At 51.9% G+C, this 11,560-nt stretch carries 13 protein-coding genes; 12 read left to right on the top strand and 1 reads right to left on the bottom strand.

The annotated features are described in order from the left end of the window. The first annotated feature begins 147 nt into the window (after positions 1-147). From Q4606_RS16830 to Q4606_RS16795, 8 genes are all read left to right on the top strand, one after another. On the top strand, positions 148-1,002 hold the full coding sequence (locus Q4606_RS16830; RefSeq protein WP_303608191.1) for a restriction endonuclease: 855 nt from the start codon (positions 148-150) through the stop codon (positions 1,000-1,002). A gap of 24 nt (positions 1,003-1,026) precedes the next feature. After that, the gene (locus Q4606_RS16825) at positions 1,027-1,620 is read left to right on the top strand and encodes a hypothetical protein (protein WP_303608190.1); all 594 of its coding nucleotides are present in this window, start codon (positions 1,027-1,029) and stop codon (positions 1,618-1,620) included. A gap of 634 nt (positions 1,621-2,254) precedes the next feature. Then, a complete protein-coding gene (locus Q4606_RS16820) occupies positions 2,255-2,389 on the top strand; it encodes a hypothetical protein (protein ID WP_303594111.1) in 135 nt (44 codons plus the stop codon). A gap of 62 nt (positions 2,390-2,451) precedes the next feature. Beyond that, a complete protein-coding gene (locus Q4606_RS16815) occupies positions 2,452-2,859 on the top strand; it encodes a hypothetical protein (protein ID WP_303608189.1) in 408 nt (135 codons plus the stop codon). Positions 2,860-2,882: 23 nt separating this feature from the next. Beyond that, positions 2,883-3,440 carry a GNAT family N-acetyltransferase gene (locus tag Q4606_RS16810; protein ID WP_303608188.1) on the top strand — a complete coding sequence of 186 codons (558 nt, stop codon included), beginning with the start codon at positions 2,883-2,885 and terminating at the stop codon, positions 3,438-3,440. A 660-nt stretch (positions 3,441-4,100) separates the two neighbouring features. After that, positions 4,101-4,760: an NADPH-dependent FMN reductase gene (locus tag Q4606_RS16805; protein WP_303608187.1), complete on the top strand. Its 660-nt coding sequence runs from the start codon at positions 4,101-4,103 to the stop codon at positions 4,758-4,760. 104 nt (positions 4,761-4,864) lie between these two features. Further along, a complete protein-coding gene (locus Q4606_RS16800) occupies positions 4,865-5,281 on the top strand; it encodes a PaaI family thioesterase (protein WP_303608186.1) in 417 nt (138 codons plus the stop codon). 129 nt (positions 5,282-5,410) lie between these two features. Next, positions 5,411-5,929, top strand: coding sequence for a DUF421 domain-containing protein (locus Q4606_RS16795; RefSeq protein WP_303594119.1), 519 nt, complete (start codon positions 5,411-5,413; stop codon positions 5,927-5,929). 128 nt (positions 5,930-6,057) lie between these two features. Here Q4606_RS16795 and Q4606_RS16790 read toward each other — a convergent pair whose 3' ends face one another. Next, entirely contained in the window at positions 6,058-7,245 is a 1,188-nt protein-coding gene (locus tag Q4606_RS16790) for a multidrug effflux MFS transporter (protein ID WP_303608185.1), read from the bottom strand. 141 nt (positions 7,246-7,386) lie between these two features. On the opposite strand from Q4606_RS16790, the gene Q4606_RS16785 reads away from it, so the two are divergent. The 4 genes from Q4606_RS16785 (at position 7,387) to amn (ending at position 11,546) form a co-directional block, all read left to right on the top strand. Next, positions 7,387-7,965 carry a TetR-like C-terminal domain-containing protein gene (locus tag Q4606_RS16785; protein ID WP_303594123.1) on the top strand — a complete coding sequence of 193 codons (579 nt, stop codon included), beginning with the start codon at positions 7,387-7,389 and terminating at the stop codon, positions 7,963-7,965. A 33-nt stretch (positions 7,966-7,998) separates the two neighbouring features. Continuing rightward, entirely contained in the window at positions 7,999-9,051 is a 1,053-nt protein-coding gene (locus Q4606_RS16780) for a hypothetical protein (protein ID WP_303594125.1), read from the top strand. Between the two features lie 264 nt (positions 9,052-9,315). After that, a complete protein-coding gene (locus Q4606_RS16775) occupies positions 9,316-9,966 on the top strand; it encodes a hypothetical protein (protein ID WP_303594129.1) in 651 nt (216 codons plus the stop codon). A gap of 104 nt (positions 9,967-10,070) precedes the next feature. Next, positions 10,071-11,546 (top strand): AMP nucleosidase, encoded by a 1,476-nt coding sequence (gene amn / locus Q4606_RS16770; protein WP_303608184.1) that lies wholly within the window; start codon positions 10,071-10,073, stop codon positions 11,544-11,546. The last annotated feature ends 14 nt before the right edge of the window (positions 11,547-11,560 follow it).

Below are 11,560 nucleotides of genomic sequence, written 5' to 3'. Positions count from 1 at the left end.
CGAGTCTGGGCTACCAATCCCCGGAGGATTATGAAAAGCTCAGTGCATAAAGTGTCCATCAAAGTGGTACAAGATCAGGCCCATTACGCCAGCGTTATGCACCAGCAGAATCAATTCAGTGGTATTAGTGAGGAGTACAGCCACTAAATGAATCAAGACACCCTCTATAGGTTGACGCCCGCTGAATTCGAGCAACTCGTGGGCCGATTGCTCAAGGCAAATGGCTTGGGGAGCGTTACAGACGTTGGTAGCCCTCAAGATCAAGGCGTTAACTTTACAGGTGAACAAGAAGGCGAAACGGTCGCTGTGCTAGTGAAGCACAGGAAAACGCCGCTGACGGTAAGTGAAATTCGGAATATCGTCGGCAGACTCAAATCTAGCAGGTGCACCCCTAGCCGACTAATAATCGTTACATCAGCCAAGGTTACAGATGCCGTAGCGTCGTCGCTCGCTAACGGCGAGTCCGACCTTCCTGTGCAAATCATTGATCGGGACGCAGTTCTGCATATGCTGAGTGCAGACCCGAGCCTACAAAAGGGTCCAGTTACCAACGCTGAAAAGCGAGCGCGTCGTCAACGTCGGGAATTGTGGTATGGCACTTTGGGGGCTATTGCATCAATCTTGGGCGTTATCGCCTCTGGTGTTTCGCTATTCGTTGAACCAACTCCTCAGCCCTTGCAGCAGCGCATCGAAACTGTTGAGAGCGCAATCGACAACCTAAAGAATCTCGAAAACGAGCTTGTAGATATAAAGGAAGAGATGGCGCAGACAGAAAAGGCGACTAGGGCGATAGAACAGGAATACGAAAAAGCAAAACAACTTCAGCAATTAACCGAAGAGCAATTCTCGGCTGTTAAATCAGCGCTTGAGAAGAAGTCTTGGTATAAGACTCTGCTGGATTACTTTCTTGGGTTTGTGCTTGGTGTCGCTGGATCTTTGACGGCCAGCGTCATCTATTCGCGCGCTAAGCAAAAGCGGGCACTGGCCGATGTGGACGCATAATTAGCTGTTATGCAGAATAGGATTATGAAAAATTTCTTGGTTAATCAGTTTGGTATTTTTGAGAGGGCTGATTTCGTTCCTGGAGAAAATCTAAGGGAAGCTGTAACAATTTTTCTGGCGTGGGCGTTGCCAGCGTTTTTATTCGTCGTTTGGGCGGATAAATATTACCCAGATGTCGAGTTTTACCAAGCAGCAATTACAGAAGGTATTGGGCCAAATCTGTGGAATGCCATCGGCTCCTTTGGTTTTTTCACTTTCGGAGTGGCGGTATCGCTTTCTTCTTTTTTCACTCCATCTTTAATTGCTAGGCAGATACTCACAAACACCTACGCAATAGGTTGTCTGACCTTTGGTTTATTGGTTGGGCAGTGGTGTCTACTGCCCTTCAGCGAATTAACTTGGTGGCAACAGGGCTTATTCGGCGTCACCTCGGTTTTCCTACTATTAGTAGTCTTTCTCTACAACATGGTTGTCTGGTACTTGAGTTTTTTAATCCAAAACTCGCCAGAGAGAAAATCCAATTTTTTGGTAAAGCTTGAGAAGAAGCATTGGCTGTGGCGCACGGGAATAGGTTTATCTGTCGCCTGTGTTGCCCTTCTAGCATTTTTAAGTGCATAACAATGCCAGGCACGGCGACGTCTACTACATTGCGGCTTCGCCTCCATTTCGTAGCCGCGCATGCTGGCGGCGTTATATTTGGAGAGAGCTTGAGAGTAGGTCTTAAAATCGCAGCATTGGTTTTTTTTGCTGTGTTTACCCCCGTTACTCTCTGGAACGCTGGTCACCTCTATCTGGCTCAATCATGTGACCCAAAGTTTGGGTGTATCGATGTCTTCCAGCTTTTGACTTTCGTTGCCAGTATTTGTGCAGGAATCTCAGCTCTCTCGGTTTTCGTCGCACACTATATTTTTGTAGTCCGCCGCGGAGGCAACGCTACCCACCGAGAAATCGCTTCGACTTTGCTATGCTTTGCTGGTGTGAGCATTGTAAGTGGAAGCGTTATTGTTCTTGCGGAGGCTTTGGGGGTTGCGGCGTTGGCCTCGCTTTGGACGCTTGTGTCGTTTCTCATTGGTATAGCAAATTTCAAATTTGTTAGGAAAATATAACCTGTGCATTAAGTTCGTTCTGCACTTCCCCCACCTCATTCGCCAGAGCGCATACAAGCAGGGCCGCCTCGCTATTTTTTTGCCTACGTGTCTGCGCCCGTCACTGGAAAGTTACAGGCACCGGATATCACAAAAGGAGAACTAAAATGGAAGCTTTCGGAATACTTGGTTTTTTGCTTGCTGGTTTTTGTTATTTCAGAATCGATGCGTTAGAAAAGAAATTAAAGGAAATGAGCGTCCTCGACAAAGATTTTGACTCGAAAAATGAAGTTGATAAATAACTATCGATCAAAAGATTACTGATGGCGCCCCCGCCCGCAATTCCAAACAAACGCAGCCGCGAATGCCGTTGGCACAAGCATCAATCAAGGAGTCAGATTTGAGATCGGGAATCCTCATCGTATTTATTGCTTTGCTGGTTGGATGTGCAACATATGAACAACCCATTCCAGCAGCAACAAGTTCAGGCGAAATCGTCGAGCCTGCATTTGAGCATAAGGCCGTTGGAGAGGCCTCGATCATGACGAACCAGGCCTTGAAGTCTTACCGGGAGGACTATGTCTATGCAACCCAACATAAAGCGTTTGCTCAATCTGATGTAGGTGCCTGGTCCTGGAAGTCCAATAGAACCTCAATAAAGCACGCGATAGAGAACTCTTTGATAGATTGTCAAAGAAACAATAAAAGACACGAAGCTGAATATCCGTGCAAGATTATCAATGTTGACGGGAAATGGGCCGGAGAGCGCTAGATGCTAACAAGGCACACCCTGCTATGGCAGAGTTAATAGAATTTGAGACCGAACGGCTGTGTTTGCGGCAATGGCAAGAAAACGATTTCAAGCCGTTCGCCACGCTGAACGGCGATCCAAAGGTCATGGAGTACTTTCCCGAACCGCTGAGCGGCCAGGCAAGTATTGAGATGGCGGAGAAAATTGGCTCACTCATAGAACAGCGCGGTTGGGGATTCTGGGCAGTCGAGGTCAAGGGTGCCGAGCCGTTTATTGGTTTTTGTGGACTACACGTACCCACTGCAACGCTGCCTTTTTCTCCCTGTGTCGAGATAGGTTGGCGGCTATCGGCAGCTCACTGGGGAAAAGGCTATGCATCAGAGGCTGCTCGTGGTGCGCTGCATGTTGCGTTTCAACATTTAGAGCTTCCCGAGATTGTCTCCTTTACCACAGTTGGCAATCAGCGATCGCGTCGGGTCATGGAGCGCATAGGCATGGAGTGCAGTGGCCAGTTTGAGCATCCTGGCGTGCCTGAGAACAACCCCTTGCGGCCGCATGTACTTTACCGGTTACGACGAGAGCAGTGGGGTATAAAAGCCTAGCCATTGCATTAAATTCGCTCCGGCCCGATGGGCCTACACCGGACGTCCATATCGGACCGCCGCTAAACCAAAGCGTTAACTGTCATGGAAGACATCAGTGAAATTTGAAGTATCGAGCAATCTGAAAATCAGTCCCGAAGATGTCGATGGACTTCTCACCATGAAGGGTGTGAATTGGGAATTGAGTCCTCTCATCTACATGACGGCACCCTCAGGATGGTCATGTAAGCCAATCTTTGAATGGCCTACGGGCAAGGTGCCCTTCTCAAGCTGGATACTCCTTTTCGGCATCCTTCCCATCGATCGGCACACATTCTTTTTTAGCTCTATTGATCGCCAACGGGGTTTTATGGAATCGTCGAGCTCCATAACCAATAAGGTGTGGCACCATCGTCGAGACATCAGGATAAATGAGGCGTTGCCCCAGATCACAGATACCGTCGAGTTCCAGTGCAGGTTGCCGATACTGGAATATGTTCTGGCACCTGTTTACCGCTTAATCTTCACGCATCGTCATCGGGTGCTAAGGTCTTATTATGATGGCAGCGCCAGTCAACCAGTCAATTAGGTTCGTGCCGGCCTGCTGCCTCCACCGGACGGCCCTGTCGGGCCGCCGCTTATATCAGCGCTATGGGGCACTGCTACCAAAAGGAGTTTCGAATGAAATTTTTGGTTTTCTTGGGCACCGTACGCGATAGCACCCCTCCGAAGCCGGCACGCCTGGGTGTTCGGGTTACAGAAGCGGTTCTCGAATGCCTGAACAGTCAATATCCCGAATATGAGATAGAGCTGGTTGATGCTTTGGATTATCCAGCAGAACCCGTCTTCAAACCGCACTTCGCTTACCCACGAAGCAAAGCGCCTGCGGAGCTCACCCAATTGGCAGAGAAGATAGAAAGTGCCGATGGATTTGTTATGGTCAGCCCTGAATATAATCATTCGATGAGCCCGGCGCTTGCTAACCTGTTGAACCACTTTGGTAGCTCCTTGTTCTCCTACAAGCCAAGTGCGATTGTTACCTATTCAGCAGGGCAATGGGGCGGGATGCGTGCAGCGGTCGCAATGCGTACGTTTCTCTCAGAGCTCGGCTGCCTGCCAGTTTCTGCAATGATACATGTGCCCAAGGCACAGGAAATCTTTACGGCGGATGGCTCGGTGCAGCCCCATGAGGATCAAGGCTCTTGGTTCGATTATTTTGGTCGAACGTTCACCCAATTGATTTGGTGGGCTCAGGCTGCGAAGGAATATCGAGCGCAGGTTGATCCGCATAACCTGGTAAGGGATTTTAAGACGGATCCATCCGAACGCAACGCGCCTTAATGTGATTCAAATAACAACCGGCTCCATGGCGACCGGTTTTCCACCACCCAGCGGCGCCAAACCTGCGTGTGAGCCGGGGGTTATATCTAAAGGATTTGCCCATCATGAGTGAGTTATTCGGGTTTGGTAAGGCTATATTGGCCAGTCAGCCGTTCAGCGTCATGCTCGGTACCGAGCTTGAAATATTTGAGCCGGGCACGGCGGTTCTTACACTGCTTGTGCGTGACGAGCTGAAGCAGCAACACGGTTTCGTTCATGGAGGCGTTGTCAGTTACCTTGCCGACAATGCATTAACTTATGCGGGTGGTTCGGTTTTGGGAGACTCGGTGACTTCCGAGTACAAGATCAACTATCTTCGACCAGCTTTAGGTAAAAAATTAATAGCCAAAGCCAGCGTTCTGTCTTCGGGGAAAAACCAGGCTGTTTGCCAGTGCACAGTGGTTGCTGTTGGCGACGATGGTGGTGAACGTACGATTGCAGTTGCCCAAGGTACCATCAACAAGGTCAGCCCAAAAATATAACAATCCTCACCAGTACGCGCTTGGTGGCCGCCGCTGTGTTCAGCGCTATACGACGCTTCAGGAGCGTGCGCAGTAACGGGGTAAAGCCCGCGACAACATCAACCGCACTAACAAAACACAGGAGTATCAATGTTTGTCTCTCAGCCCACGTTCGATTCGATTCTCCGAGGTGGCGTTCTTGCGACGTTGGCCATCGTTTGGGTCGTTACATTGGTACGTGTCAACGGCCTAAGATCGTTTTCAAAGATGACGAGTTTTGACTTTGTGATGACCGTGGCCATGGGTTCCCTTGTTGCGAGTTCTAGTCAATCAACGAATTGGAATGCGTTTCTTCAGTCATCAGTTGCTATGGCCGCTCTTTTCGTAGTTCAGTTCTCTGCGGCGTTTGCCCGCAAATCGTCTGACAAGCTCAAGAGCATAATGCAGAACGAGCCAGTTATTCTCATGCGGGACGGAGTGATTTTTGACGATGCCCTAGCCAAGACGCGCGTATCAAGAGATGACCTTATAGCAAAGCTACGGGAAGCAAATGTATGTAATTTCTCATCCGTCCACGCTGTAATTCTTGAGACTACCGGTGATATTTCTGTACTCCACGGAGGTAACTTCTCCGACGATTTGCTCCAGGGGGCAAGGTTCATCAAGTAGCCAATGGCATCGTATTTGAACATTTCTCACACGGGAGACATCCGCATATCAAACGGCTCAAATCGACTTTGCACTCCCCGGCCTGGCGGCCGCTGCTTCACGGCTCCAAATGGGAGTCTGCCCTCCTCTTACACTGCCTTTGCCCTCAACGAAAGCAGCAATGCAGCACTGGCAGGGAGCAATAGCCCCAGAGCCATTGGCAGGGGCGAATCACTTCCACCCAGTGCAACACTGGAGGAGACCGTGAAAGCAATACCAAACTGGATTGCACCCAATACAGCAGAACCTATACCTGCGCTGTGTCGTGCAGCCCCCATCGACAGGGCCATGGCGTTGGCGGAGAGCAAGCCCACCATGCCGATGGCCAGCCAAAGTGGTGGAATGAATACCCACAACTCACGGGTACCTGAAAGCAGAGTCAGAATAAGCGCAAATGCCACATAGCATGGCAAACCTGTTTTTAATATCTGCCGCGCAGAAAAATGGTCCAGCAACCGGGTATTCACTTTCCCAAACACAAGCAAAGCCGTCGCGATTCCGGCAAACACACCCGCGTATGCCAGGGGACCCAAATTGAACACGCCCTGGAATACACCCGAAGACCCTGTAATAAAAGCAAACATCCCCCCTTGCACAAGGCCCGCAATCAAGGTTGGCACTATGAAATCCCGCTGTCTCAACAATTTAACTGCAGTCCGGCTACCCGTCCGAAAGGGTGCTGCAATACGGTTTTGAGGTGCCAGTGTTTCGGGCACGATAAACAAAGACAGTACCAGCGCTAACAAGCCGACAAGAATCATGACAACAAAATTCGAGCGCCACCCATAGGCCTCAAGCAACAGGCTACCCAGAATTGGCGAAACTATGGGGCCAATGGTTAGCAGCATCACCAGAACCGTCATCACCTTGGCCGCTTCACGCCCTTCGTATAAATCATTGACTACAGCTCTACCAACCACCATCCCACCACAGGCACCGAGCGCCTGTAAAAATCGCAACACATTAAACACCTCAATGTGCTTGACCAGCGGCAGAGCAACAGAAGTCACAACAAATAACGCCGTTGCGCCCAGTAGAGGCCCTTTCCGCCCATGGCTATCGATCAATGGCCCTATAATCAACTGCCCCACACACAAGCCGAGAAAAAACACAGACAGTGACAACTCTGTAGCAGAGGAGGTCGCGTTCATCGCCTCAGCAATATCACCAAGAGCAGAAAGGTACGTATCAGTGGCGAGCGGTGGAAAAAGCGAGAGCAAGCCAAGCACTGCGGTTATGCCGGCAGCGTGCCTGGAGGTAAGTGTTGGTTTCAGCATATTTAATTACCAGAAAAGCGGGAAATCAGCCCCACTCTGAAGTTCGGAGTAGGTTTTTAGACTGCAGTCTATCTAGATAGTAGACCGCAGTCTATAAACTTAATACACTAGCACTTGAGCAATCCCATTCAGGCGACGAGAATGAGCGAAGAAAAACACTCAGGGGGACGGCCACGAGACGCAGACGCGGCGGCCTCTATCAAGGCGGCGACACTCAAATTGGTGCGTGAGCGTGGATATAACAAGGTCAGTATTGCTGCCATTGCCAGTGCCGCCGGCGTGGCGCGCCAAACGTTATACAATCGCTGGAGCACCAAGGCGGACCTGGTCCTTGAAGCCGTATTCGAAGAAACAGGGCACTATGCTGACGCCCCCCTCCATAACCCGAACAAAAGCTGTAAATTGCAGCTTGAGGCCTTCCTGATCCAGGTATTCACACACCTAAAAGAGAGTGGCAGCCCTATTCGCTCATTAATCGCTGCTGCACAGGACGACCCGGCATTTCGTGAAGCTTTGAGGGAGCGCTTCGTAAAGCCGAGGGAAGTCCTGGTGATCGATTTGTTACAACGGGCGCAAGATCAAGGCGAGCTTTCCCGCACCCGTGATGTCAAAATGCTATCCAACTTCATTCACGGGGCATTCTGGTATGCCCTACTCAATGGTGAGCCTGTGGATGCACGCCTTGCCCGGGACATTGCGAATGAAATTTTTGTCGCTTGACTGGCTCAGGGACAGTTTTTTAGGAGAAACCCGATGAAATCGCGACCAGTCACTTTTATGCCTCGCGTTTATGCCACTACCCTTCTAGGCCTGGTTTTAGTCCTCACAGGTTGCATGGGCAGTTCAGCAAAACCCAGTGCTGTACCTGACGCAACCGCCGGCTGGCCAAGCCTCTTTATGCCAGGCGCACTGGCGAAAGACGTATCCATAGTCGATTGCACCCTCTCCGATGGAACGGAAACATCCTGCTACGAGATCACCGTTGCGGGTACGCCTGCCGACCATGAAGTAGGGCCTTTTTGCCCTAGAACCACAACGGCCACGGAAGAGGAGGTCGGTATCTGGCTGGACGGTGAAAACCTTTACGATGTCACAGGTGAATTTATCCTCGACCTGCCATCCATCTACAACGATGACCAGTGGATGCTTCACGATGGCCATGGCCATGTGCACGTCACCGACACCAGGGAAGCTTTCGAAGCAGCCGCGCGCCCTGATGTGGCGGAAGAATACGAGAACTACTGCGTTGAAGGGCGCATGGAATGGCTCGAAGACGGCGAACCTGTCACAACGACCGTACAGATCCCTGTCTCCCCGGTGCGACAGGATGAAGCGATTCCCGCCAGAGCGCCGCTCGGCGTATCTTTCAATGGCGTCCGCATTGATGCGGCTGCGCCCGTGGATGCAATTTTGGGCGCGCACACCATCGCCGCATTTGATGACTGTGGTGGCCACGTTAATCCGTTCGAGGGTTACCACATGCACGCTGCGACCGGTTGTGGCGAGGTTGGTGAGGCACCCGATGGCGAAACGGCCCCCTTCGCAGTTGCCATGGACGGGTATTTAATTCACGGCGTTCTTGATAGTGAAGACATCGGCAAAGTTGGCGACCTGGATGCCTGTAACGGCCATACCACCGATGAATATGGCTACCATTATCATGCCAGGTCTCCCGAGCTGAACGGGGTTTTAACCTGCTACATGGGCGCAACCGTCAAAGGCGGCCCCGGTGGACCACCCGGTAGAGGAGGTCCCGTCGGCCCCCCTCCCGGAGGCGAGGGTCCGCCACCGCATGATCACAATTAATAAGAATATGGGCACGCAAATTTTAGGGGTCAGTGTATGAAATTAAGAGTTATTGGCACCATCGCAACGTTTCTCTTGGTTGTATTTGGGCTAATGCATGAAGTTGGCGACTACAGCGCCGCAGAATTTTTCGCTTTTCTGGGCTTCGGTACGACAGCGGGTTTAATCGCATGGTTTAAACTTTTCAAGCCAGGCCCTCGACGCGAAAGCAACTAACTGCGCACGCTCGACCTGCGTCTGAAAGGGACTTTTGGAGATAGTGTTTTGGGCTTGTTTCTCAAATTTGCGATTCTTTTACTCTGCATCAAGCACCTGCTCGACCATGGTCGGCCTGTAACTACCGCGTTTATTTATGCCGGAAGCTTCCTGGTGCTTGGCCTGCTTGGTGGCCTCTTCTTTGGTTGGGCCGACTATGCCCTCTTGGCACTTCTTATCAACTTTCTCGTTGATGCGGCGACCGGCCTTCTGTTCTTTTGGTTTCTTCAACGCTACCGGGATCGGTTCTTTTGGTTTTACGGGGTTATCGTTTTCGTCATCGCTGTCAACATCGGTGCTCATTTTTGGATGTCGGAACTTACATGGCCTAACTTCAAGAGCGAGGAGCGGCCAGCTACTGCATCAAGTTCATTCCCGGCAGGCTCCCCCGGTTCACCGCCCAACTTATGGTCGCACCATGAAGTGCTGAACGTCTCAGCAGCAGTCTGCGCTCAAAGAGGCGTAGCGGCTCTTGATTCACTCAGTTTTTCATCGGTTGTTCGAAACGGAACCTACGTTTATGGCAACTCAGGGGCTAACAGGGCCGCTGTAAAATGCGTCGAAATGGATAACGGGGGCTCGTTTCTTTATCTTGCAGTTGCGGGCCGTGATAAAGACTCTGTTGAAAAGCTGCGCAACGAAATTGCGTGGAATATGTAAGCCTGCATGAGAACACACAAAGAACGTAACCTTTCGAGGTTTTACTAAAGTTACGTCAAGAGGTAACCCTCCTTAAAAACCATCAAACAACTCTGAGGCCCGTCGTGACACCATCTTGTGATGATGATTTTGTTGTAGTGACCACCGCCGAGGCTGCGGTTGATCGTCTTGCTGCCCTGTATGAGCAAGCTACCAGCGAATTGCGTGCGGCGCTGAAGCAGTACCTTGTTGACCGCCAGCTACCGCAGGACTCCCAATGCACCTTCCGGTACCCGGAGCTGCGCCTGACGTACCAGTCCCAGGGCGAAGTACCCAGTAGCGTACGTGCCTATGCCCGGCTGCAGGTGCCCGGCGTCTACAGTATGACAGTGACTCAGCCAGGGGCCTTCAGGCGTTACCTGGAGAGACAGCTTGGGCACATAATGCGGGATTTCACGGTCGTGGTGGAGGTAGGACGGAGCCAGGTCAACATTCCCTACCCCTATGTTGTTGATCGGGGTGACGAGCTGGGCGGTTCGGGCGTCACCGCCAGCGAGTTGGCGCGGGTATTCCCCAGTACAGATCTTTCCGCCACCGACGATGGCGTTGCCGACGGCCTTTACGACTGGCAGGAACTGGAACAGATGCCGCTGGCTCTGTTCGATGCTGCCCGCACGGATTTTTCATTACGGCGCCTGGTGCACTACACCGGCAGTGACTGGCAGCACGTGCAACGCTGGATACTGCTGACCAACTACCATCACTATGTCGACCAGTTTATTCGCCATGGGCTGGACATGCTGCAAGGCGAATCGCGCTTTCAGAGTATGGTATTGCCCGGCAATGTGGTGATTGAGCGGGGCATGGCCGATGAAGAAATGCAGGCGCTTGTCGATTCTGTGGTCTGGCACAAATTCCAGATGCCAGCCTACCACCTGAAAGCATCCGAGCCTGGCCAGGGTATTACCCTGGTCAACATTGGCGTAGGGCCTTCCAACGCCAAGAACATTACCGATCATCTGGCCGTAACCCGCCCGCACTGCTGGCTGATGATCGGTCACTGCGGCGGGCTGCGGCAATCACAGGTAATTGGTGATTACGTGCTGGCCCATGCTTATATGCGCCGGGACGGCATTCTTGACCGGGTGCTGCCACCGAACATTCCATTACCCGCATTGGCCGAGGTACAGCAAGTATTGCAGCAGGCTGCTGCGGAGATCACTGGCGATGAGGGTGACACGCTCCGGCGCCGGCTGCGAACCGGCACGGTATTAACCTACGACGACCGGAACTGGGAACTGCGCTGGGCACAGGAACGCCCGCAGATAAACCTGGCCCGCGCCATCGCGGTGGATATGGAAAGTGGCACTATTGCCGCGCAAGGCTATCGGTTTCGCGTACCTTACGGCACTTTGCTGTGCGTCTCCGACAAACCATTGCACAGTGAAATCAAGCTACCGGGTGCCGCAAGCGCGTTCTACGAAAGTGCGGTTACCCAGCATTTGCATATCGGCATCCGCGCGCTGGAGCTGATGCGCAGTGAGCGTTACACCTTGCACTCGCGCAAGCTGCGCAGCTTTGACGAGCCGCCGTTTCGCTGAGTACAGGCCTGGCG

This window comes from Marinobacter sp. 1_MG-2023 (assembly GCF_030549045.1).
In the GTDB taxonomy this organism is placed as follows: Bacteria; Pseudomonadota; Gammaproteobacteria; order Pseudomonadales; family Oleiphilaceae; genus Marinobacter.
Note: the sequence above shows the minus strand (reverse complement) of the source record. Positions and strands in the feature narration are given on the sequence as shown.

Coding starts and splice junctions, on each gene's coding strand:
- Q4606_RS16790 (WP_303608185.1), bottom strand. CDS start 7,245: ATGCTGAAACCAACACTTACCTCCAGGCACGCTGCCGGCATAACCGCA.
- Q4606_RS16820 (WP_303594111.1), top strand. CDS start 2,255: ATGGAAGCTTTCGGAATACTTGGTTTTTTGCTTGCTGGTTTTTGTTAT.
- Q4606_RS16780 (WP_303594125.1), top strand. CDS start 7,999: ATGAAATCGCGACCAGTCACTTTTATGCCTCGCGTTTATGCCACTACC.
- Q4606_RS16810 (WP_303608188.1), top strand. CDS start 2,883: ATGGCAGAGTTAATAGAATTTGAGACCGAACGGCTGTGTTTGCGGCAA.
- Q4606_RS16795 (WP_303594119.1), top strand. CDS start 5,411: ATGTTTGTCTCTCAGCCCACGTTCGATTCGATTCTCCGAGGTGGCGTT.
- Q4606_RS16815 (WP_303608189.1), top strand. CDS start 2,452: ATGCCGTTGGCACAAGCATCAATCAAGGAGTCAGATTTGAGATCGGGA.
- Q4606_RS16805 (WP_303608187.1), top strand. CDS start 4,101: ATGAAATTTTTGGTTTTCTTGGGCACCGTACGCGATAGCACCCCTCCG.
- Q4606_RS16800 (WP_303608186.1), top strand. CDS start 4,865: ATGAGTGAGTTATTCGGGTTTGGTAAGGCTATATTGGCCAGTCAGCCG.
- Q4606_RS16830 (WP_303608191.1), top strand. CDS start 148: ATGAATCAAGACACCCTCTATAGGTTGACGCCCGCTGAATTCGAGCAA.
- Q4606_RS16785 (WP_303594123.1), top strand. CDS start 7,387: ATGAGCGAAGAAAAACACTCAGGGGGACGGCCACGAGACGCAGACGCG.
- Q4606_RS16825 (WP_303608190.1), top strand. CDS start 1,027: ATGAAAAATTTCTTGGTTAATCAGTTTGGTATTTTTGAGAGGGCTGAT.